Source organism: Nisaea sediminum, assembly GCF_014904705.1.
GTDB lineage: Bacteria > Pseudomonadota > Alphaproteobacteria > Thalassobaculales > Thalassobaculaceae > Nisaea > Nisaea sediminum.
This window is the reverse complement of the sequence record NZ_JACZCQ010000006.1, coordinates 677,396-700,634: the sequence shown is the minus strand read 5'-3', so window position 1 is coordinate 700,634 and position 23,239 is coordinate 677,396. Positions and strand designations below refer to the sequence as shown.

The following is a 23,239-nucleotide window of genomic DNA, read 5'->3' as shown; positions in this document are numbered from 1 at the left end:
GCCGCGGAGATTTCGTCGTTGGGACCGATATGTCCCTGAAATTCAATAATTCGGCGTTTCTCAGGCATGGGCAAATGGGGTAGCCTTCGAACAAGGAACCGGAGCCAGACTTACGGTGGCGGGAGGAAATCGCATGCACGATAAGCTGCACACCCTGAAACAGGAACTGATCGACGGCTTGATCGCGCTGCTGCAGGACCGGGTCGCCAAAGACAAGCAGGCGGAAGCGGAAAGCTTCGTGCGGCAGTTCTATGCGAATGTCGCGCCACAAGACATTCTCGGCGAAGAGCCGGAAGATCTGCTCGGCGCGGTGCTTTCAGTCTGGGAATTCGGCAAGACCCGCGCCGCGGGGAAAGCCACCATCAGGGCCTATAACCCGCGCTTCGATTCAACCGGCTGGCAATCCCCGCATACCGTCATCGAAATCATCAACGACGATATGCCGTTCCTCGTGGATTCCGTGACCACGGCTCTGATTTCCCACGATCTTACGGTCCATCTGGTGATCCACCCGATCCTTGCCGTCGAGCGCTCGGCCGACGGCAAGCTGGAGCGCATACTGGAGAGCGGCGCGGCTGGCGACGGAAATCTGCGCGAATCCTTCATGCAGCTCCGGGTTTCCGAGCAGACTTCGGCCGAGGTGCTCGCCGATATCGAGCGGGAGCTGCATTCGGTCCTCGAGGATGTCCGGTCGTCCGTCGAGGACTGGCGCACCATGCGCGAGAAAGTTCTCGACGTCGTGACGGAGATCGGCGCGCGGCAGACGCCGCATAACCGCGAGGAAGTCAGCGAAGTCATCGATTTCCTGCGCTGGATCGAGGACAACCATTTCACCTTCCTCGGATATCGCGAGCTCGACTATGTCGGCAGCGGCAAGAGTGCCAAGATGCAGGTGGTGGACGGATCGGGCCTCGGCATCCTGCGAAATCCGGATGTCGGCGTGTTCGACGGTCTGCGCGAACTCGGCCAACTTCCGGAGGACGTCCGCAGCTTTTTGACCAGCCCAGACCTGTTGCTGATCATGAAAGCCAACCGGAAAGCGCGGGTTCATCGCGCCGTTCACATGGACACGATCATCGTCAAGAAGATCGACGAGACCGGCAAGGTCACCGGCGAGCACCGCTTCATCGGCCTCTTCACCTCGGTCGCCTACAATCAGCGGCCCAGCGACATCCCGATGCTGCGCCAGAAGGTCCACCGGATCGTCCAGCGCGGCGGCTTCGCGCCGGACAGCCACGATGCGAAGGCGCTGGTCAATATCCTGGAAACCTATCCGCGGGACGAGCTGTTCCAGGCGAGCGAGGACGATCTTCTCACAACGTCGATCGGGATCCTGCATCTCCAGGAGCGGCAGAAGACGGCGCTGTTCGTCCGTGCCGATCCCTTCGAACGTTTCGTTTCGGTAATTCTTTTCGTCCCGCGCGATCACTACACGACCCAGATCCGCGAGCGGTTCGCCGAAATTCTCTCCAAGGCCTTCGACGGCACCATCGCCGCGTTCTACACGCAGATGTCGGAGTCCGTGCTCGCCCGGCTTCATTTCATCATCAAAACGGAACGGGGGCAGGTTCCCGAGGTCGATCTCGCGGAGCTTGAGCACCGGCTTGCCGATACCGCGCGGTCCTGGGCCGACAAGCTGCATCAGGCTCTGGTCGAGGCCCGCGGAGAGGAGCGCGGGAACACCCTGCTCCGACGCTATCGCAATGCCTTTCCGTCCTCCTACAGGGAGACCTATTCGGCGCAAGGCGCAATCTTCGACATCGACCGGATCGAGGAAACCCTGTCCGACGGCCGCCTGGCGATAAACCTGTTCCGCCCGGTCGGTTCCGGCGACCGGGAGCTGCATCTGAAATTCTTCCATCGCGACACGCCCGTCCCGCTCTCGGACGTGATGCCGATGATTGAGAATATGGGCGTCCGGGTACTCAGCGAGCGTCCCTATGAGGTTTCCTCGAGGGACCTCGGCAATGCGGTCTGGATCCACGATTTCGAGATGCAGCTAAAAGGCGGCCAGGCCGTTGATGTCGCCCGGATCCGCCAGCCGTTCCACGACGCCTTCGAAGCCGTCTGGACCGGCAAGATGGAGGATGACGGCTTCAATATCCTTGTCCTGCAGGCGGGTCTGACCTGGCGGCAAGTGTCGATGCTGCGTGCCTATGCGAAATATTTACGGCAGGCCGCCTTCACCTTCTCCCAGACCTACATGGAAGAGACCCTGGCGGAAAACGCGCCGATCGCCCGGCTGCTGGCCCAGCTCTTCGAGGCGCGTTTCGACCCGGCGAAAGACGGGTCGAAACGGGCTTCGGAAGCCGATGCCGTCTCGGCGGAGATCGAGGCCGCACTCGACAATGTGGCCAATCTCGACCAAGACCGGATCATCCGCCGCTACCTGAACCTGATCCAGTCCACGTTGCGGACGAATTATTACCAGCCGGACGCGGCGGGCGGGCCGAAACCCTACATCTCCTTCAAGCTCGACAGTCAGGCGATCGAGGACCTGCCGCTGCCGCGCCCGCTGGTCGAGATCTGGGTCTATTCGCCGCGCGCCGAGGCTGTGCATCTGCGCGGCGGGCGGGTCGCCCGCGGCGGCATCCGCTGGTCCGATCGGCGCGAAGATTTCCGCACCGAGATCCTCGGCCTGATGAAGGCACAGCAAGTGAAGAACGCTGTCATCGTCCCGGTCGGCTCCAAGGGCGGCTTCGTGGTAAAGCGCCCGCCCGCCGACGGCAGCCGGGAGGCAATGCAGGCCGAGGCGATCGAATGCTACAAGACTATGATGCGCGGGATGCTGGACATCACCGACAATATTTCCGGCACCGACATCGTGCCGCCGGAAATGGTGGTCCGGCACGACGAGAACGATCCCTACCTGGTGGTCGCCGCCGACAAGGGGACGGCGACCTTCTCCGACATCGCGAACGGCGTCTCCCAGGACTACGGCTTCTGGCTCGATGACGCCTTCGCCTCCGGCGGTTCGGCCGGCTACGATCACAAGAAGATGGGCATCACCGCAAAGGGTGCCTGGGAATCGGTGAAGCGCCATTTCCGCGAGATCGGCGTCGATATCCAGACTACGGACTTCACCGTGGTCGGGGTCGGCGACATGAGCGGCGACGTGTTCGGAAATGGAATGCTGCTCTCCAAGCACATCCGTCTCGTCAGCGCCTTCAACCACATGCACATCTTCTTCGACCCGTCCCCCGATGCGGCGAAGAGCTGGGCCGAACGCAAGCGGCTGTTCGACCTGCCGCGCAGTTCCTGGACCGACTACGACACGAAGCTGATCTCCAAAGGGGGCGGGATCTACGCCCGCTCGGCGAAGTCGATCGATGTCACACCGGAGATGAAGACGGTCCTCGGCGTGAAAAGCGACAAGATCACGCCGAGCGACCTGATCCGCGCCATGCTGATGGCGAAGGTCGACCTGCTCTGGTTCGGCGGCATCGGGACCTACGTCAAGGAAAGCGGCGAGAGCAATCTCGATGCGGGAGACCGGGCCAACGACGCGCTGCGGATCAATGCAAGGGACATCGGGGCCAAGGTGGTCGGCGAAGGCGCCAATCTCGGCGTGACCCAGCGGGCGCGGATCGAGTTTGCGCTCGGCGGCGGACGGATCAACACCGACGCAATCGACAATTCCGCCGGCGTGGACTGCTCGGACCACGAGGTGAACATCAAGATCCTGCTCGGTGCGGTGGTCACCGAGGGCGACATGACCCGCAAGCAACGCGACAAGTTGCTGGAGGAAATGACCGACGAGGTCGCGGATCTGGTCCTGAAGGACAATTACGACCAGAGTCAGGCCCTGACCATGGCGATGGAGGAAGGCACCGCGCTGCTCGACGCCGAGACCCGGCTGATCCGAGAACTCGAGCGCAGCCACCTGAAGCTGAACCGCGAAGTCGAGTTCCTGCCTGACGACGAGACTCTGGCCGAGCGCATGGCCGCCGGCCGCGGCCTGACCCGCCCGGAACTGGCGGTGCTGCTCGCCTATGCGAAGATGGAGCTCTATGACGAGATCCTGCCGTCCGAGCTACCGGATGACCCGATGCTGGCCGAGGATCTGATCCGCTACTTCCCGGCGCGCGTGCACAAGAGTCTGGCGGCGGCGATCCGGGAGCACAGGTTGAAGCGCGAGATCATCGCGACCTATGTCGCCAACAGCATGATCAACCGGGTCGGCGCGACGTTCGTCAATGCCGTGCGCGAGCAGACCGGCGACGGCTCGCCGGACATCGCCCGTGCCTATATCGTCGCCCGCGACGTCTTCGCCATCCGCCAGCTCTGGTCGGCGGTCGAGGATCTGGACAACAAGGTCTCCGCCGACGTGCAGACCAGCATGCTGCTCGACATCAAGCATCTTGTCGAACGGGCCGCTGTCTGGTTCCTGCGGAACGAGCGGCGTCCCCTCGACCTGCGGAACCTGACAGGAACCTATATCGAGGGGATCGCCGAACTGACGCAGGCCCTCGACAAGGTGCTGACGGACACGCATCGCGACGCGATCGCGAAGAAAGCGGCGAAACACGAGGCGGCCGGGGTTCCGAAGGAGCTCGCGCGCGGAGTCGCCAGCGCCGATGTCCTCGTGTCTGGCTGCGACATCGTCCGCCTGTCCCGGCAGACCGGCGAGACCGTGCCGCGGGTGGCCGAGGTCTATTTCGCCCTCGGCAACAAGTTCTCGATCGACTGGCTCCGCGAGCGGGCCGACCTCGTGGTGGCCGAATCCCACTGGCAGAAGATGGCGGTCTCGGCGGTGGTCGACGATCTCTACAATCACCAGTTCCAGCTCGCCCAGACCGTGCTCGGCGAGTGTACCGAGGCCAAGATGAAGAAAGCGGACGCCGAGAAGAAAATCGACAGATGGGCCGCATCGCGCAAGGAGGCGTCCGAGCGGATGAGCCGCCTGCTGGCCGATCTCCGCGCGGCGGACGGCGTCGATCTCTCCATGCTGGCCGTCGCCAACGGCCAGTTCCGCTCCCTGCTCGCCCACTAGGCTGGCAGGCGCGGGGGTGAGCCTGGCTGGAAGCGGGCCTCCGGGCGGACGCCGCGCGGCCATTTCCTGGTGTCTGTTCGACTGGGCGAACTCGCCGCTGCCGACGGTGATCATCACCTTCGTCTTCTCGGCCTATTTCGCCCGCGGGGTGGTCGGGGACGAGGTCGAGGGCACCGTGCTCTGGAGCCGGGCGCTGACGATCGCCGGGCTCGCGGTCGCGATCCTGGCGCCCGTGCTCGGCGCCATCGCAGACCGTTCGGGCCCGAAGAAGCCCTGGATCACCGGCTTTTCCCTGCTGGCGATCCTCGCCGCCGGGGCGCTCTGGTTCGTTCATCCCGACCCCGGTGACACCGTGCTTGCTCTTGTTGCGGTTGGGCTGGTGCTGATCGGCACCGAATTCGCGAACATTTTCTACAACGCCATGCTCGGCGGCATCGCCCCGCCCGGCAAGCTCGGTCGCATCGGCGGCTGGGGCTGGGCGCTCGGCTATCTGGGCGCCATCGTCTGCCTGCTGATCGCCCTCTTCGGCTTCGTGCAGGCTGAGGTGCCGCCCTTTGGGCTCGACAAGGGAGCGGCGGAGCATGTCCGGGCGACGGCTCTGCTGGCCGCCATCTGGTTCATGCTCTTCTCGATCCCCTTGCTGCGCTATGTGCCGGACGACCTGCACACGCCACTGCCGGTATTCCGGGCGGCGCGCGAGGGTCTGACAACGCTCTGGGGTACGCTGCGCGGGCTGCGTCGCCACCCGGATATCTGCATCTTTCTGATCGCGCGCATGCTCTATGCCGACGGGCTCGCCACGCTGTTCCAGTTCGGCGGGCTTTATGCCGCCGGCACTTTCGGCATGAGCTTCGCCGAGATCATCCAGTTCGGCATCGCCCTCAACGTCACCGCAGGGATCGGCGCCTTCCTCTTCGCCTGGGTCGACGACTGGATCGGCGCCAAGCCGACCATCGCGATCTCGCTTGTCGGGCTGATCGGTTTCGGCTTCGCGGTTCTTGTGGTCGAGGATGTCGCCTGGTTCTGGATCTTCGCGCTGGCGCTCGGGATCTTCGTCGGCCCGTCTCAGGCGGCCAGCCGCACGCTGTTGACGCAGATGGCGCCCGCAGTGGCCCGTGCACAGATGTTCGGACTCTATGCGCTCTCCGGCAAGGCGACGAGCTTCCTCGGTCCGGCTCTGCTCGGATGGGTCACGGTGGCGTTCGACAGCCAGCGCTGGGGCATGGCGACGATCCTGCTGTTCTGGATCGCCGGCCTTGCCCTGCTCGCGCTCGTCAGGCCCGCATCTCCGCGCGGACCTGCTGCCTGAAGACATCGATCGGGACCGGGTTTCCGCCCCGGTCGACATGCCAGAAGGTCCAGCCGTTGCAGGCTGGCGCCCCCTGAACCGCCGCACCGACGGAATGGATCGAGCCCTTGGCGCTGTCAGAGACGAGCGAGCCGTCAGGACGCACCTTGGCGAACCAGCGGCGGCGCTGGTCGAACAGGACCTCGCCCGGGCGCAGCATGCCGCGTTCGACGATATTGCCGAACGGCACGCGGGGCTCGGTCCGCTTGCTTTCGATCTTCAGCAGGCTCTCGTCCTCGATCCGCTTCACATGCGCAATGCGGTTCATGGCGATCTCGGCATATTCCTGCTCGCGCTCGATACCGATGAAGCGGCGGCCGAGCTTCTTCGCCACGGCGCCGGTGGTGCCGGAGCCGAAGAACGGATCGAGCACGACGTCGCCCGGCTGCGAGGTCGAAAGCAGCACACGGGCCAGCAGGCTTTCCGGCTTCTGCGTCGGATGCGCCTTGCGGCCATCCACTTTCAGGCGCTCGGAGCCGGTACAGAGCGGCAGCAGCCAGTCGCTGCGCATCTGCTGATCGTCGTTGAAGGCCTTCATGGCCTCGTAATTGAAGGTGTAGCGCTTGCTCGACTCGCTCTTGGCGCACCAGATCAGGGTCTCGTGCGCGTTGGTGAAGCGCTTGCCTCGGAAGTTCGGCATCGGGTTCGTCTTGCGCCAGATCACGTCGTTCAGGATCCAGAAGCCGAGATCCTGCAGGATCGAGCCGACCCGGAAGATGTTGTGATAGCTGCCGATCACCCAGAGCCCGCCATCGTCCTTCAGCACCCGGCGCACGGCGCCAAGCCAGTCCCGTGTAAACTGGTCGTAGGCCTGGAAGGTCTCGAACTGGTCCCAATGGTCGTCGACCGCGTCCACCACGGAATTGTTCGGCCGGACGAGTTCGCCCTGAAGCTGGAGATTGTAGGGCGGATCGGCAAACACCAGATCCACCGAATTCTCGGGTAGTTTATTGATTTGTTCGATGCAGTCGCCGACCAGAATCTGGTCCAGCGGCAGCCTGATTTGCGCCGTCATTTGGTCCGTCCGCGCCAAGGAAAGATCCGCGGAGTCTCCGGTATTCGCGGAATCCCGTCAAGACGGCGATGTCTATTTACTAAATAGAGTCAAATACTTACAAGTCGAACACCAGATGTTGTGTGAACTCGGAACCCTGCCCGGACCTCTAGCGGGTCCGAACGGCCGAAACAGCTTCGCGCACCGGCCGGAAGGACTGGCGGTGATGCGGCGTTGGACCGAGGGTCGCGAGCGCGGCCAGATGCTGCGCCGTTCCATAGCCCGCATTGCGCTCCCAGCCGTAGCCCGGATGACTCTCGGCGAGCGCGATCATGATGGCGTCGCGGTGCACCTTGGCGATGATCGAGGCGGCGGCGATGCTCGCCGAGCGCTGGTCGCCCTTGACCACCGTGCGGGCCGGCATCGCGAGTTTCGGCAATCGGTTCCCGTCGACGAGGCAAAGGTCCGGCGTGGTCCCCAGTTCGCGGCCAAGCGCCTCGACGGCCCGGCTCATCGCCAGGAAGGTAGCCTGCAGGATGTTGATCCGGTCGATCTCCTCGACATCGGCCATCCCGATCCCGAACGGAACGGTTTCCCGCAACCTAGCCGCGATCGCATCCCGTCTGGCGATGGAAAGCTTCTTGGAATCGTTGACCTCGGCGATCAGGGGATCGGCGTAGAGTGCCGGCGGAATGCAGGCCGCGGCGGCGACGACAGGGCCGGCAAGAGGTCCACGGCCGACTTCGTCGATCCCCGCGACGAGCGTTCCGCGGTCACCGCCCGCATCGATTTCGAGGCTCAGATCGGGCAAAAAACTCATTCCTCAGATACAGAGTACCGGTTCGGAAGCTACCCAAATAACCTTGAAACTTCATATGGTTGACCGGGTAGGCCATGGCCGGGACGGCCCGAGTCCGCCGCCGGTTCCGACCCAGACTTACATCACGGTCCGCCTCGGCGCTACAAGTAGTTATGCGACAGGCACTATCCCCGAAATATTGTATCGGTGACATGTTCCGGCTTGCGACTCCCGGGGCCCGCGACGAGATAATCTCCGGGATTCCAACCGGGAAAGCGCCATGCTCGAAGACTGGATTGCCGGGTTCGCCATTTTCGCTCTGACCCTGAGCATCACACCCGGCCCGAACAACACCCTCTTTGCCACCTCGGGCGTGAATTTCGGCATTGCCCGGTCCGTTCCACACATCCTCGGCGTGGCCATTGGCTTTCCCGCGATGATCGCTGCCGTCGCGCTGGGCCTATGGTCGCTGCTCAGCGCCGTGCCCGGGCTGCTTGAGGCGCTGCGCTATGCCTCCATGGCCTTCCTCGTCTATCTCGCCTGGAAGATCGCCGGCGGCTCGGCGAACAATCTCGGCAAGCCCGCAAGGCCGATGCGGTTTCACGAGGCTGCCGCCTTCCAGTGGGTCAATCCCAAGGCCTGGCTGATCTCCGCCGGCGCCATCACGACCTTCGGCGGCGTGCTCGCAGACGGTTCCTCCGCGATTGCCTCAAGGCTGCCGGTGATGTGCGTTCTGTTCTTCGCTGCGGTGATCATCTCAGGCTTCACCTGGGCCGGGATCGGGGCAGGACTGTCCCGCTGGCTCCAGGGCCCGCGGCTCCGCGCCGCGAACATCGCGCTCGCCCTGCTGCTGCTCTCCTCGCTCTTCCTGACCTGACGGCGGGTCAAAGCAGGCTGAGCTGGTCTCCCGTCCGCGGCGGGACCTGGAACCGGTCCGTCCGGAGCGGCGGAAACTTCGAGGCGAGCCCCGCCCGTTTCTTCGCCACCTCGAAGCGGCGATGTATGAGCGCGGCATAGGGACCCGAGCCGCGCATGCGCTCGCCCCACTCGGCACGGTAGAGTGCACCGTCCCGGGTCTGCCGGATCAGCGAATAGACCCGCTCCGCCCGGTCCGGGAAATGCTCCTCCAGCCACTCGCGGAACAGGTCTTTTATCTCCAGCGGCAGCCGGAGGAGGATGTGTCCCATGCCGCGCGCGCCGGCTTCCGCCGAGGCCTCGACCAGCGCCTCGATCTCGCCGTCATTGATCGCCGGAATGATCGGCGCCGCCAGAACGTGCACCGGGATACCTTCCGACTTCAGCGCGTGTACCGCATCGAGCCGGCGCGCAGGGGTGGCGGCCCTCGGCTCCATGATGCGGGCGAGATCGCGATCCAGCGTGGTAATGCTGAGCGCCACGGAAACGAGGCCGCGTGCCGCCATCGGCGCCAGGATATCGATGTCGCGGGTAACCAGAGCCGACTTGGTGACGATCGAAAGCGGATGGCCGAAATCCGAGAGCACCTGCAGGATCTCGCGGGTGATCCGCCGCTCCTTCTCGATCGGCTGGTAGGGGTCGGTATTGGTGCCGAGCGCCATTACTTCCGGCCGATATCCCGGCTTGCGCAGCGCCGCGTCCAGGAGCGCCGCCGCATCCGGCTTCGCCAGCAGCTTGGTCTCGAAATCGAGCCCCGGCGAATAGCCGAGATAGGCATGGGTCGGCCGGGCGAAGCAGTAGATGCAGCCATGCTCGCATCCCCGGTAGGGGTTGATCGAGCGGTCGAACGGCACGTCGGGGGACTGGTTGCGGGCGATGATGGTGCGCGAGGCATCCACCGCGACCTCCGTCTTCGGCCGCTTTTCGGCGTCCCAGCCGTCCGGCGAGCTGCCCTGGAAGGGATTGTCGCCGGGCCAGCCGCCGATGACGCGCTCCCGGCGCTCGCGTTCGAACCGCCCGGTCGCGTTGGTGACCGCGCCCCGCCCCTTCATGGGCGAGCGGATCAGGACCTCGGGGTCCGCCGCCTCCGGCATATTGAAATCGGTTTCGACCATGGACGCATGGTAGAACTGGATTTAGAACAAAACAAGAACAATTAGGACTCCCCGGACGGGGTCTCCTTTTCCATCCGGTGTCCTTCGAGCCGTTCCGCCTGCTGCTCGCGGCGGGCCGTGCCGGCGTTATCCTCGGCCCGTTCGGCGCGGGTACGGCCGAATTTGGTCCGGTTTTCCTCGGCTTTTCGCGCATCGGTCTCGCGCGCTTTGCGCTTGCGGGCCTGACGCAGGTTGACGATCTTGCCGCTCATCCCTTCCTCCGGAACGTCCGCCCGGCGCTCAATCCAGCACCAGCGGGTCGGGACCCTGCCATTCGCCGCGGACCCGTTCCATGGTCTCGCGACGGGCGATCCGGCGCAAGCGCTCCAGAACCCCCTTGAGCATATGGTCGCGCTGGCCGTCCCCGCCCTTCGAGACCTGCGCGACGTTTTCGGCATACCAGCGGCAGCCCCAGGTTGTGGTCCGGAGCCAGGTCAGCCGGCGGAACGGCAGAAGCCAGGGCTCCAGAGAGCGCGCGAGCGACGGCGGAACGGCCGTCCTGTAGGTGTCGTAGAAATCGATGACATCCTCGCGGCTCACCTCTCCCGTGACGTCCGGATCCCAGGTCACGGAGGTGTGGAGCGAGGCATGCGCGAGGTCGATCGCCGGATTTCCGTACTGGGTCTTCTCCATGTCGACGAAGATCGCGCGGCCGTCCTTCTGGACCACATAATTTCCCGGGTGGGTGTCCGTCAGGACAAGTGTGGGCGGCAAAGGGGTCATGCCGTGCTCGGCGGCGAAATCCCGTGCCCACTTGCGCTCCTCCTCGAGGATCGCCCGTGCGCCCCGGTCATCAATCAGAGCCGGGATGAATTCCGCCTGCGCCTCGATCAATGCGACCAGCGCCTCGATCGGACGTACGGTCCGGGCCAGCGGCGCCATTTTTTCCGGCACCGGCAGGCGGTGCACGCTGGCGAGCGTCTCCGCGATCTGGGGCAGGTCGCGCGGAAGCAGGGCAGGCTTGCCTTCGACCGCATCCACGATGAGGGCGCCGTTCGGCAACCGCGGGCTCGGGTCGAGCTGGCCTTGAATAGCCGGGGTATGGCGGCTTGGCGCGGCACGACGGAAACACTCGGCCTGCAGGGAAAGCGCTTCTTCCGGCGTCATATCGCGCCCGGCATGGCGCGGCACCCTGACGAGCAGCTTCTGCCCCTTCCATGTTCTGTCGCCGAGCAGAACGTGATCGTGCGTGAGGCCCCGTTCCGGCAGTTTGATCAGATCTTCGAGAGCGAGCCCATGGTAAGTCTTGAGCTTCATCAGCTCGGCATGGAGATTGCGCAGGTCGAGATCGGTGGTCATGGCCGCAAACGTTCTGAAATGGTCTAATCTGGCGCACCGCTGACAGCAGGCGCGCCTCTCCCGCATCTGTTAGCACAGCAGGTGAAGTAACGGAAAAATAAGGTCGGTCTTGGTTAAGCGCGGGACATCGAAGAACGAGGATCTGTGGCGTGTTCCGCCGCCGGGCGCTTTCGGTCCGCTCGACGAGCACGGCCGCCGCATCGGCGTGCCGGCACCGGAATTGTCGCTCAGCATCGTCATCCCCTGCCTGAACGCCGAGCGCGGGCTGCAGCGAACCCTCGACGCCCTCGCCAGTGCCGCGCGCTCGGGTTTCACGCCGGAGATCGTCGTGGTCGACGGCGGCTCGACGGACCGTACAAGAGAGATCGCTGAGGCGGCCGGCGCGCGCGTCATCGAGAGCCCATCCGGACGCGGCACGCAGCTCGCCGCCGGGGCACGGGCCGCGAAAGGCGACTGGCTGCTGTTCCTGCACGGGGACACCGCCCTCGACCGCGGCTGGGCCGCCAGCGTCATGGTGTTCACCAGCAACGAGCGCAACCGGGAGCGGGCGGCGGTCTTCAGCTTTGCCCTCGACGACGGCAGCACGGCGGCCAGACGGCTCGAGAAGATCGTGCGCTGGCGCAACAGGTGGCTCGGCCTGCCTTACGGCGATCAGGGCCTGCTGATCCACCGGCGCTTCTATCGCCGTCTCGGCGGCTACAAGGAGATCCCGCTGATGGAGGATGTTGATATGATCCGGCGGATCGGCCTTGCCCGTCTCGCCCTGTTCGACGTCCGCGCCGTGACCTCCGCCGAACGCTATGTCCGCAGCGGGTATCTCCGGCGCATGCTCCGGAATTTCGTCTGCCTGACCCTGTTCTTCTGCCGTGTCCCGCCGCGGCTGATTGCCCGGATCTACAGCTGAGCCCATGCCCCGCAAGACCCTGATCCTGTTCGCAAAGACGCCGCGCGCCGGCCTCGTCAAGAGTCGCCTGGCCCGTGATATCGGGCGCCTCGCCGCGACCCGCTGGTATCGCGGGAATCTCTCCGGAACCCTGAGGCGGCTCGCCCGCAGCCGGCAATGGGACTGCCGCATCTTCGGCACACCGCATCATGCCGCCCGCTGGCCCTGGCCGCGTCCCTGGCGCTTCCATCATCAGGCCTCCGGCGATCTCGGACATCGGATGCTGCACGCGCTCCGCACGTTCGGTGGAGGACCCGTGGTGCTGATCGGCAGCGACATCCCGGGGATCGCGCCGGCGCATATCGCGGAGGCCTTCCGGAAGCTCGGGCGCAACGACGCGGTTTTCGGACCTTCGGCCGACGGCGGCTACTGGCTGGTCGGTTTCTCGCCACGCTATCGCGGCGACCCGTTCCGGCAGGTGCGCTGGTCGTCGGAACATGCCCTTGCGGACACGCTCAGGGGATTCGCCCCAGGCCACCGAATCGGGTTCGTCGCGGAATTAAGGGACGTGGATACGGGTGCCGACCTAGAGGCCCCCAAGACCTAACCTGTCAGGCGGAGCGGCCGTAAAGCTCGTGCTCGCGCAGGCGCGGCATGATCTCAACGAAATTGCAGGGGCGGAAGCGGATATCGAGCTGGTTGACGAGGATCTCGTCCCAGGCATCCTTGCAGGCCCCGGTCGAACCCGGCAGGGCGAAGAGATAGGTTCCGCGCGCCACCCCGGCGATCGCCCGCGACTGGATCGTCGAGGTGCCGATCTTCGGGTAGCTGATCCAGCGGAAGAGCTCGCCGAAGCCCTCGATCTCCTTCTCGAAGACTGAGCGGAACGCCTCCGGCGTCACGTCCCGGCCGGTGAGCCCGGTTCCGCCGGTCGAGAGCACAACGTCGATCCCGTCATCCTCGATCCAGCTGCGGAGCTGGCCGGTGATCTCGGGAACGTCGTCCTTCACGATCTTGCGGTCGGCGAGGATGTGGCCCGCGCCGGTCAGGCGCTCGACCAGCGTGTCGCCGGAACGGTCCGTTTCCAGTGTCCGTGTGTCGGAAACGGTCAGAACGGCAATGTGAACGGGTACGAAAGGACGGGACTCGTCAATTCCTGGCATGTTTCGGGTCGCCCGGCTGCTCTGAGAGATCGATTGACTCATAGCGCGGCCAGGACCCGGCGGCAATGTGATCCAGCGACGGAGCGGGCTGGCCGAGGCGCAGCCGGTACATCCAGAGATTGGTCAGCACCCGCTCGATGAATTCGCGGGTCTCGTGCCGCGGGATTGACTCGATGAAAAGCAGCGGATCCTGCTTGAAATCGACATCCTTGGTCCATTTCCGGAGCGTGCCCGGGCCGGCATTGTAGGCGGCGAGAAGCTGGAACAGGCCCTCGTTCACGCTGTCCTGCTTCAGCAGGTGGCCGACATATTCCTGGCCGAGCTTGAGATTCAGGCTCGGATCCATCAGCGCCTTGCGCCCGTCGCGGCTGCGGAAGCTGTGGTCGCCCGCAACCCAAGCGGCGGTGCGCGGCATGATCTGCATGACGCCGATGGCCCCGCGACCGCTGCGCGCATTGGCGTTGAATTTCGATTCCTGCCGCGCGATGGCGTAGATCAGGGCCTTGTCGATCCCGGCGATCGAGTCAAGCTGCCAGTCCGGGAGCGGATAGAAGGCCGCGTAATAGGGCCGGTCACCGCGCGCCCGAAGAATCCCGGCGATCCGCATGGCGAGGCCCGGCATGCCGTTGCTGGCGGCGACGGTCATGATCGCCCCGTGCATGTAGTCCGGCATGTTCGGATAGAGCCGGCGGAGTTCCTTCTCCGCGAGGTCCATGCGGCCGACCTGCAGCAGTGCAAAGGTCCGGCGTCCGCCCGGAGCGCCGAGAAGCGATTCCTTGGTATCCTCGTTCAGCTCCGGCAGGGTCCAGTCCAGCGGCATGTCAATGCCGAGCGCCCGCCGCGCCAGAAGCCCATAGAAGGTCGCCGAATGGGTTGCCGCCTGCGCCAGCCAGAGAGTGGCCTGACGCGGCCGCCGCTCCGCCAGATGCGCGCGCGATGCCCAGTAGGCCCCGGCAGCCTTCACCCAGCGGGAGACGTCGGGGGCACGGGCAAGCGACTCGAAATGGCCCGATGCGGCGTCGTAATCGCCCTGGCGCCAATAGGCGAGGCCCGCCGTCCAGTGCGCGGTCGGGATCAGGTCGCCGGACAGCTCGAGGCTTTCCTTGGCGTAGCGGATCGCCTTTTCGTCGACATTGAAGACGAAATAGCCATGCGCGATCTCGGCCAGCGCATGGGCCCGATCCGTTTTGTCGAGACCTTTTCCAGCCTTGGAACTCAGATATTTGACGCCGCCGGTCGGATATCCCTGACGGACAAACCTCCGGATTTCGCGGATCACGCTCCGCCCCTGGCGCGATACGGCCGGCCCCTTGCGGCTCAGATGCTGTTGCGGCTCGACCGCACCGTTCACCTGGGAGGCGCCGCTGCCGGTCAGATAGCCCTTCTCGGGCCGCGCCGGGGGCTTCCAGTTGCCGGGTTTCCGGCGCAGCGCCAGACGATAGACCTTACGCGCGCCCGGATGGTCCGCGTACTGCGCCATCCAGTCCTTCAGTTCCTTGTATTTGGACCGATAGGCGGTGGGATGCATGTAGCGCTGATAGAGCACGTGGCCGATCAGGACCTCGTCATCGAGTTCCGCAATCAGTTTGTCCGCGGCGCGCCATTTGCCGGCATCCTGCAATTCGAAAATTTTGCGATATCGGACGACGTCTTCTTCGCCAATCACCTCGAACCGGATTTGCGTCGCGGCCGAGTCGGTATCGAGAACGTCGTATGATGATGCTCGCGGCGGAATCGCATCGTTGCGCGCCGCGGCGTCAGCCGGCCCGTAACTGGTTGATATCCCCGTGGCCAGACCGAGGATCGCGCCTGCGATCACCTGGATCGAGAGCCACCCCCGGCGGGTCGGAGTCGGTTTTTCACCTCTCATCATGACCACGCTAAGTAGGGCAAGAAGAAGGCAATCTCAAGCAGCGATTTCGGGTACCTGCATCCCGCCAATCGCCACAACTACTTAAGTTTGGATTTTGATGTAAAGGCTTAATACAAGGTAATACTCGTCATTATTTCAATAGGTTAGACGGTATAACCAGATTGGTTAACGGAAGCGGAGAATTCTCACCAATTTAAGCGAAAACATTTCCGTAAATTATTGAATAATTTGCTTTATTGCGAGCAGATCGCGCCATGCGAGGGCCTTCTGACCGGAGGATCGGAGCAGAAAAGCAGGATGAAAAAGCGGGATTGCCGGAATGGGTCCGTCGAGCCCCGGACCGGCATATTCGAACTGCCGTCCGCGCAGCCTCATGATGCCCTGTCGCTGGTCGAGAAGCGTTTTGGCCGAAGTCCCTCCGACTGGAACCAGAACGCGCGGACGGACCAGCTCGATATGGCGCCGGATGAACGGCAGGCAGGTCGCGATTTCGGCCGGTGTCGGCTCCCGGTTCCCCGGCGGGCGCCAGGGCAGGATATTGGTGATATAGGCGTTTTTTTCCCGATCGAGTCCGATCGACTGCATCATCCGGTCCAGCAACCGTCCGCTGGCACCGACGAACGGGCGCCCCTGCCGGTCCTCGTCCGCGCCCGGCGCCTCGCCGATGAACATCACATCCGGCTGTTCCACGCCCTCGCCGAAAACGAGATTGGTCGCAGTCACCTTCAGCGGGAAACCCTCGAGAGCTTCAAGCGCGGCGCGCAGCTCGTCGAGTGTCTGCGCCGCAGAGGCAAGGGCCCGGGCGGCACTGTCCGACGGTGGCTCCGCAGCGGCCGGCGCACGCCGGGGAGCGGCTTCGGCAGCGGGTTTCGGCATTTGTTGCGGGGGCGTAACAGATGCCGGGGCAGCGCTCGCGGGAGACTGGGCCGGGATCGGGACAGAGGCTGCGGCGGTGGCGGCGGCGAACCAGTCCACCGGCTCGTCCCCGATGGCCTCGTCGGCACCGAGTTCGACATACCACCGAAGCAGCGCTTCGGGGTCCGGTTGGGTCTCGTCCAGCGAAAGGCTCACGCGTTCCTCGTCTCTCATTCGTGACACAGGCCGCGTCGCGTCGCTTGTCGACGCCCGGGAGCTGTGCCAAGTAAGACACTAACCTGTGTAAGAAACGATTTGGAGAGGTTCATGGAACGCGAGTCGATGGAATACGACGTCGTTATCGTCGGGGCCGGTCCTGCCGGCCTGTCGGCCGCGATCCGGTTGCGCCAGCTTTCGGAGCAGCATGGCCAGGATCTGAGTGTCTGCGTGATCGAGAAGGGCTCCGAGGTCGGCGCCCATATCCTGTCCGGCGCGGTGATGGAGCCGCGGGCGATGGCAGAGCTCTTCCCGGATTGGAAGGAGCGCGGTGCGCCGCTGAACACGCCGGTTACCCAGGACCGCTTCATGTACCTGACCCGCAACGGCGGATACCAGCTGCCCTGCCCGCCGCAGATGAACAACCACGGCAACTACATCATCAGCCTTGGCAATGTCTGCCGTTGGCTCGCCGAGCAGGCCGAGGGTATGGGCGTCGAGATCTATCCGGGCTTCGCCGCCGCCGAGGTGCTCTATGACGAGAACGGCGCCGTGCGCGGCGTCGCGACCGGCGACATGGGCATCGGCAAGGATGGCGAGCAGACCGCGAACTACACACCGGGCATCGAGCTGCATGCAAAGCAGACCCTCTTCGCCGAGGGCGTGCGCGGCTCCCTGACCAAGACCCTGTTCGAACGCTTCAACCTGCGCGACGGCGTCGACCCGCAGACCTACGGCATCGGCATCAAGGAGCTCTGGGAAGTCGATCCGGCTGTGCATCAGGAGGGCCTCGTCCTCCACACGGTCGGCTGGCCGATCGACGGCGGCACCTATGGCGGCTCCTTCCTCTACCATCTGGAAAACAACCAGGTGGCGGTCGGCTACGTGATCGGCCTCGATTACGAGAACCCTCATCTCAGCCCCTTCGAGGAATTCCAGCGCTACAAGACCCATCCGAAGATCCGCCCCTTCTTCGAGGGCGGCCGGCGCATCTCCTACGGCGCGCGGGCGATCAACGAGGGCGGTTTCCAGTCGATCCCGAAGATCACCTTCCCCGGCGGCGCGATCCTCGGCTGCTCGGCCGGGTTCCTGAACGTGCCGAAGATCAAGGGCTCGCACACCGCGATGAAGTCCGGCATGACCGCCGCCGAAGCCCTGTTCGACGCCATGAAGGACGGTGCCGGCGCGGGACTGGAAATCGCCGATTACCGCGCCCGGATGGAGAAGAGCTGGGTCTGGGACGAACTCAAGGCGGTACGCAACATCCGTCCGGGCTTCAAGGCCGGCTTCCTGATGGGCATGGCCAATGCCGGTATCGAGACCCTGTTCAAGGGCAAGAGCCCCTGGACCCTGCATCACCACCACGATCACGAAAGCCTGAAGCCGGCGGATCATTGCGAGAAGATCGACTATCCGAAGCCGGACGGTAAGGTCAGCTTCGATCGCCTGTCCTCTGTCTTCCTCTCCAACACCAACCACGAGGAAAATCAGCCGGCGCACCTGACCCTGAAGGATCCCTCGATCCCGGTGCAGCACAATCTCGCGCTCTACGACGCGCCGGAGCAGCGTTATTGCCCGGCGGGAGTCTACGAGATCGTGCGCGACGACGACGGCAGCAATCCGCGCCTGCAGATCAATGCGCAGAACTGCGTCCACTGCAAAACCTGCGACATCAAGGATCCGACCCAGAATATCAATTGGGTGGTTCCCGAAGGCGGGGGTGGACCTAACTATCCGAACATGTAAACCGACTGACTCCTGAGGCCGTATCGCCAGACCGCCGGAAACGAGAGGGTAGAATCATGACTGCACGAGGACCGCGTAACGGATGCCTCGCAGTGGCAATCCTTGCGGCCGTGACGCTGTCATCCTGCGCCGCGACCGGTCCGGCGGCGGATCTCCCCGAGATCCCGCAGCGCGATACGGTCTCCGGTGATTATCTCAAGGCCCTGCACGCCTATCGAAGCAGCGACCTCGGCGCCGCGGCTCAGAATTTTGGCGCCGTGCTGGCAGCCGATCCTGGCAATCCAGGCCTGACTCAGCGCACTTTTCTCGCCCGCATTTCCGACGGGCGAACCGCAGACGCGCTGGATATGGCATCCGATCTGGTCGCGCAGCAGAACGGCTATGCCTTCGGCCGTCTCGTGCTTGCCCTCGCCGCCATGAAAGACGGGGACTTTGCTGCCGCCCGCGGACAGCTCGAGGCCCTTGAAGAGTCGCGCCTGACGCAGATCCTGCGTCCGCTGCTGCTTGCCTGGGTCGAAGCCGGCAGCGGGAACTGGGCGGCGACCGAAAAACATCTGGACGCGATCCGCAAACAGGGAGGGTTCGCCCTCCTGGCTGATCTTCATGCCGGTTACATCGCGAGCCTCAAGGGGGATTTCGAGGCTCTCGACAAATCGTTCCGTTCCGCGCTTTCCGCGCTCGACCGGCCACCGGCACGGCTTCGCATCGGCGCCGCGCTGCATTACGCCAAGGCCGGCCATGGCACGGCGGCACGCGAGATCCTGGCCGGCGGCGACCTCACGGATCAGAACAAAGACGCGCTCGCCGCCGCTCTGGCAGCCGCGGAGGCCGGCGGCCCGGCCAAAGGTCTCGTTTCTTCGGCGACGGACGGCGTCGCCGAGGCCATGTTCGACATCGCGAGCGCCTTGCAACGGGACCGCGGCAGCGAAATCGCGCTGATCTATGCCCAGCTCGCGCTTTACATGCGGCCCGACTTCCCGCTCGCCCGTCTGCTGGTCGGGGAAATTCTCGACGACCGCAACCGCCATGCGGACGCGCTGGAGATCTACCGGGGGATCGGGCGGGATTCGATCTATCACTTGATGGCCGGACTGAGGACAGCGGCGGCGCTCGATGCCGAAGGGGAGAGAGCCGCCGCGCTTTCCGTGCTCCGCGATCTCGCCCGGACCTATCCGGACAACGGGACGGTGCTGGTCCGCCTTGCGGACACGCTTCGATCCGACGAGGCCTGGGACGAGGCGATCGCGGCCTATGATGGGGCCTTCGAAAAGCTCGGCCCGGCCGCCAACGACGACTGGACGCTCTATTATACCCGCGGCATCGCGCTCGAACGGGCCAAGCGGTGGGAGCGGGCCGAGGCAGATTTTCTGAAAGCGCTCGAGCTGTCGCCGGAACAGCCCTACGTCATGAACTATCTCGGCTATTCCTGGGTCGAGCAGGGCATCAACCTCAAGGAGGCGCAGTCCCTGATCGAACGCGCGGTGCGGCAGCGGCCGAACGACGGTTACATCGTCGACAGTCTCGGCTGGGTGCTTTACCGGACCGGACAGCACCGGGAGGCCGTCACCCATCTCGAACGGGCGGTGCAGCTCCGGCCTGGCGACGCGGTGATCAACGATCACCTGGGCGACGCCTATTGGCGGGTCGGCCGCCGCCTCGAAGCAACCTACCAGTGGCGCCGTTCTCTGGAGATGAACCCGGAACCCGATCTCGCTTCGGAGATCGAGCGCAAACTCAGCGAGGGTCTGGTCACGGACGGCGCGCCGACCACGCCCGGAAATGGCTGATATCGGCACGCGGGTTCTGCTCGCGCCGGCAAAGGTCAATCTCGGACTTCGTATCCTCGGCCGTCGGCCCGACGGCTATCACGAGCTGGTCAGCCTCGTCGCCTTCGCCGATCTATTTGACCGCATCACGGTGTCGGCGGCCCCGGGGGCCGAAGACGCGCTGACTGTGGCCGGCGCGTTTGTCAGCGCGCTCGACAGCGACAATCTGGTTCTGCGCGCGATTTCGGGCTTTCGCAGCATCGAACCGGGCTTTCCCGCGCTCCGGATCCATCTTGAAAAGTCGATCCCCGTGGCTGCCGGGCTTGGCGGCGGCTCGGCGGATGCCGCGGCCATGCTGCGTTTTATGGCGGGTCTTTCCGGACGCGACCCGATGGGCGAAGAAATACGGCGCCTCGCGGCCTCGCTCGGCGCCGATGTGCCGGTCTGCCTCGAGCCCCGCAATCGGATCATGCGGGGCACCGGCATAGACCTCGATGCACCGGCGGAGGATTTCGCGCCGCAGCCGGTTCTGCTCGTCAATCCGGGGGTCCCGGTGCCGACCGGGGCCGTCTTCGGCGCCCTGGCCGCCGGGCCGGTTCCGGCGGGTGTGGCGGGGGACGAAACAGGTCCGCTCGATCGGAACGACCTCGAAGCCCCCGCCTGCCGCATCGCTCCGGAGATCGGAACCGTCCTGACATTTCTGAGAGAGCTTCCGGGCGTGGCGGCCGCCCGCCTGTCCGGCAGCGGGGCAACCTGTTTCGCCCTGTTCGAGACCGAGGCCGGACGCGATCAGGCAACCCGTATCGCCGAAGCGGCACATCCGGACTGGTGGCTGCATGCCGGCGTGATTCGGAACTGGGCTTCGGACGAGCTGGAACTTCCGGCCTGACGGAGCCCTCAGGGCGTCGCGGCCTTCAGGCGCTTAAGGAGTTCCGGGCTGACCTCGCCCGTTTGCGGAATGCCGGCGGTCTTCTGGAAGGCCCGGATGGCGGTCCTCGTCTTTGGCCCCATCAGCCCGTCGAGACGTCCGTCGTAGAGTCCAAGACGGGTGAGCTCGCCCTGAGCTTCCGCGACCAGGCTGGCCGGTGTGGTGGTCACGATCTGGACGCCATCGGCGCCGCCGAGCGGCGTCTCCATTTCCGATGTCACGTCCCCGCTTCCGGCCAGAAGTTCGATCGCGCGTTCGTCGCCGGCTCCGGCGGCAGCACGATATAGATCCAGGGCAGCCGCCTTGTCCTGCGCGACCCCCAGACCCTCGTCCGTCATCACCGCGAGATTGTAGAGGGCCCGGGCCAATCCCTGGTTCGCCGCAGCCCGGAACCAGCGGGCCGCTTCCTCAAAATTGAGCGGAATGCCGCGGCCTTCAGCATACATGACCCCGAGATTGTACTGCGCGTTCGGGTGCCCCTGCTCGGCGGCACTGTGATACCAGAGCAGCGCCCGCACATCGTCCTTGCGGACGCCCTGACCTGTCTCATAGAGCACGGCGAGATTGTATTGCGCGCTCGGAAGTCCCTGGATCGCGGCCTCCCTCAGCAGCTCCGCCGCGCGCGCCGGATCCTTCGAGCCGTTCTTACCAGTGAGATAGCTGATCGCGAGGTCGTGCTGCGCGGTCGCATCGCCTGCTTCGGCGCGCGCCGCCAGTTCGTCACGCGCCGACCCGGAGGCGCCGGCATCATTCGGCGGCAATGCGGCAACCCGACCGCCACTTGCCGCCGCGCCCGGGGACGCGGGCAGAGGCGGCGCCGGCGGCGGCGCCACTTCGGTCACCGACTTCGCGGGGGACGCTTCGGGAACTGGAACCGGCCGCGTTTCCTGTGGTTTTGGTGCGATCTCGACCGGGGCGGGGGCTGGCGGCTCCGGTGCCGGCTCCGCAATCGTTGTCGGGGGTTCGGCGGCCGGCGACGGCACCTCTGCGACAACGGGTGGCACCGTCTCGCCCGGGGCCGGTGCGGGTTCCTCCCGGGAGGACAAGGCATCGGGCGCGGGTTCGGGCTCGGACCGCGGCTCCGGTGCCGCGAACTCGCTGCTGGCCGAAGCCGGAGATTCCTCCTTCGTGCGGGTCTGATCGGAGCCCGGTTCCGGCTGTTCGGTCTTGTCACCACCGAACAATGCGGTTTTCGCCTCGTTCAGGATCGGGTCCAGCTTTGCCGAGAGCGTCTCCACGATGTGAGAGGCTCCGATCGCCACCGTGGTGATCGCCGGGCGGACATCGCGCTCGATCCCGGCCCGCACATGACCAAGGCCGACATGATCCGCCGCGACGTAAAGGCCCGCTGTGGCGAGAATCAGGACGGCGGCGGCGGATAGCGCGAGTTTTCGGCGGATCGACCGGCGTGGACGTACCGGACGGCGGATGATCTCTCCGGCCGCGGCGCCAGGGTGGGATTCATAACCGCTTTTCTGCACGCCGCGGAACGCCATCGGCAATTCGAGCGGCTCGGCCGGAGCCGGAGCGCGGGACGGCGGCTCCAGATCGAACTCCGTCGGCCCGAGGTCTCCGGTCGGCGGCGGCGGCTCTGTATCCGCTGCGTCGACAGCGCCCGCGAGCGCTCGAAGCCGCCGGTCGATTTCCCGAGCCCGGTCGGAACCCGCGCCCGCCTCGCCGGTCACCAGCGGCATGTCGAAACTGTCTATGCCCGGATCCAGATCGTGGATCGGAGGTAGCGGGAAACCGTGGTCCGGCGCTGCGGCCTCGGCGGGCCAAGACGCTTCTTCCTCGGGCAACGGGGGGGCTTCGGGGCCGAAATCGTCGTCATAGTCGGACTCTGGCTCCAGCTCCCGCTCCGCGTCCGGAGCGCGGCCGATACTGGGCTGCGCCTGGGCATTACGCTCCAATGCGACCATGCGTTCGGCGAGATCCAGCAGAGCAAGGCCCATCGGACGCAGGGCATTATCCAGCCTGTTGGAGGACGCATCCAGTTCGTCGTCGACAATCTCGAGCAGGACGTCGGCGCTTGCCCCGCCCATTCCCGCCAGGCCGGGTTCCGGGAGCGCATCCGGAACGTTCGCCGCCGGCTCAGAGTCCGGACGGTCGTCCCGAGGGCGCTGGCCTCCATGCACCCGAATGGCGTGATCGATCCAGGCTCCTATCGTCTGCTCTTCCCGATCCGCCGCCGCACGTGCGATATCGCGGACATCTTCCTCGATGCCCTTCACGCTCCATGTTGTCGGCTTCCGGACCACCGGCACTCCTCGGTTGATCGGCTGGGCTAGAGAGTAGTGGTCGGATCGA

The 23,239-nt window shown here is 65.1% G+C and carries 17 protein-coding genes; 8 read left to right on the top strand and 9 right to left on the bottom strand.

The features are described 5' to 3' along the window. Positions 1-133 precede the first annotated feature (133 nt). Complete coding sequence (locus IG122_RS15345) at positions 134-4,993, top strand: NAD-glutamate dehydrogenase (protein ID WP_193185131.1); 4,860 nt, start codon at positions 134-136, stop codon at positions 4,991-4,993. Positions 4,994-5,009: 16 nt separating this feature from the next. Next, positions 5,010-6,302 (top strand): MFS transporter, encoded by a 1,293-nt coding sequence (locus tag IG122_RS15340; RefSeq protein ID WP_193185127.1) that lies wholly within the window; start codon positions 5,010-5,012, stop codon positions 6,300-6,302. Here IG122_RS15340 and IG122_RS15335 read toward each other — a convergent pair. Next, positions 6,268-7,356 (bottom strand): site-specific DNA-methyltransferase, encoded by a 1,089-nt coding sequence (locus IG122_RS15335; protein ID WP_193185124.1) that lies wholly within the window; start codon positions 7,354-7,356, stop codon positions 6,268-6,270. The genes IG122_RS15340 and IG122_RS15335 overlap by 35 nt on opposite strands. Positions 7,357-7,504: 148 nt before the next feature. Further along, positions 7,505-8,146, bottom strand: a complete 642-nt coding sequence (locus tag IG122_RS15330; RefSeq protein WP_193185122.1) for a ribonuclease HII — start codon at positions 8,144-8,146, stop codon at positions 7,505-7,507. 268 nt (positions 8,147-8,414) lie between these two features. On the opposite strand from IG122_RS15330, the gene IG122_RS15325 reads away from it, so the two are divergent. Further along, positions 8,415-9,011 carry a LysE family translocator gene (locus IG122_RS15325; protein WP_193185120.1) on the top strand — a complete coding sequence of 199 codons (597 nt, stop codon included), beginning with the start codon at positions 8,415-8,417 and terminating at the stop codon, positions 9,009-9,011. A gap of 7 nt (positions 9,012-9,018) precedes the next feature. Here the strand turns inward: IG122_RS15325 and IG122_RS15320 are convergent, their stop codons facing one another. From IG122_RS15320 to IG122_RS15310, 3 genes are read right to left on the bottom strand one after another with little or no spacing between them, the layout of a single operon-like run. Next, positions 9,019-10,164 (bottom strand): PA0069 family radical SAM protein, encoded by a 1,146-nt coding sequence (locus IG122_RS15320; protein WP_226893592.1) that lies wholly within the window; start codon positions 10,162-10,164, stop codon positions 9,019-9,021. Between the two features lie 41 nt (positions 10,165-10,205). Then, positions 10,206-10,415: a DUF4169 family protein gene (locus tag IG122_RS15315; protein WP_193185118.1), complete on the bottom strand. Its 210-nt coding sequence runs from the start codon at positions 10,413-10,415 to the stop codon at positions 10,206-10,208. A gap of 28 nt (positions 10,416-10,443) precedes the next feature. Beyond that, positions 10,444-11,502 carry a phosphotransferase gene (locus IG122_RS15310; protein ID WP_193185116.1) on the bottom strand — a complete coding sequence of 353 codons (1,059 nt, stop codon included), beginning with the start codon at positions 11,500-11,502 and terminating at the stop codon, positions 10,444-10,446. A 109-nt stretch (positions 11,503-11,611) separates the two neighbouring features. Here IG122_RS15310 and IG122_RS15305 point away from each other — a divergent pair, with 109 nt between their 5' ends. Next, on the top strand, positions 11,612-12,406 hold the full coding sequence (locus tag IG122_RS15305; RefSeq protein ID WP_226893591.1) for a TIGR04283 family arsenosugar biosynthesis glycosyltransferase: 795 nt from the start codon (positions 11,612-11,614) through the stop codon (positions 12,404-12,406). A gap of 4 nt (positions 12,407-12,410) precedes the next feature. Then, positions 12,411-12,992: a TIGR04282 family arsenosugar biosynthesis glycosyltransferase gene (locus IG122_RS15300; RefSeq protein ID WP_193185114.1), complete on the top strand. Its 582-nt coding sequence runs from the start codon at positions 12,411-12,413 to the stop codon at positions 12,990-12,992. Positions 12,993-12,996: 4 nt separating this feature from the next. Here the strand turns inward: IG122_RS15300 and moaB are convergent, their stop codons facing one another. From moaB to IG122_RS15285, 3 genes are all read right to left on the bottom strand, one after another. Continuing rightward, complete coding sequence (gene moaB / locus IG122_RS15295) at positions 12,997-13,548, bottom strand: molybdenum cofactor biosynthesis protein B (RefSeq protein WP_193185111.1); 552 nt, start codon at positions 13,546-13,548, stop codon at positions 12,997-12,999. Then, positions 13,535-15,421 carry a lytic transglycosylase domain-containing protein gene (locus IG122_RS15290; RefSeq protein WP_193185108.1) on the bottom strand — a complete coding sequence of 629 codons (1,887 nt, stop codon included), beginning with the start codon at positions 15,419-15,421 and terminating at the stop codon, positions 13,535-13,537. The genes moaB and IG122_RS15290 overlap by 14 nt, the downstream gene beginning before the upstream one ends. Before the next feature lie 216 nt (positions 15,422-15,637). Then, positions 15,638-16,492 carry a uracil-DNA glycosylase gene (locus tag IG122_RS15285; RefSeq protein WP_319024901.1) on the bottom strand — a complete coding sequence of 285 codons (855 nt, stop codon included), beginning with the start codon at positions 16,490-16,492 and terminating at the stop codon, positions 15,638-15,640. Between the two features lie 111 nt (positions 16,493-16,603). On the opposite strand from IG122_RS15285, the gene IG122_RS15280 reads away from it, so the two are divergent. From IG122_RS15280 to IG122_RS15270, 3 genes are all read left to right on the top strand, one after another. After that, the gene (locus IG122_RS15280) at positions 16,604-18,238 is read left to right on the top strand and encodes an electron transfer flavoprotein-ubiquinone oxidoreductase (protein WP_193185102.1); all 1,635 of its coding nucleotides are present in this window, start codon (positions 16,604-16,606) and stop codon (positions 18,236-18,238) included. A gap of 92 nt (positions 18,239-18,330) precedes the next feature. Then, a complete protein-coding gene (locus IG122_RS24490; protein ID WP_193185099.1) occupies positions 18,331-20,025 on the top strand; it encodes a tetratricopeptide repeat protein in 1,695 nt (564 codons plus the stop codon). Further along, entirely contained in the window at positions 20,018-20,893 is an 876-nt protein-coding gene (locus IG122_RS15270) for a 4-(cytidine 5'-diphospho)-2-C-methyl-D-erythritol kinase (protein ID WP_193185096.1), read from the top strand. Before IG122_RS24490 ends, IG122_RS15270 begins: the two co-directional genes overlap by 8 nt. 8 nt (positions 20,894-20,901) lie before the next feature. Here IG122_RS15270 and IG122_RS15265 read toward each other — a convergent pair whose 3' ends face one another. Beyond that, positions 20,902-23,190: a peptidoglycan-binding protein gene (locus tag IG122_RS15265; protein ID WP_193185093.1), complete on the bottom strand. Its 2,289-nt coding sequence runs from the start codon at positions 23,188-23,190 to the stop codon at positions 20,902-20,904. Positions 23,191-23,239: the final 49 nt, after the last annotated feature.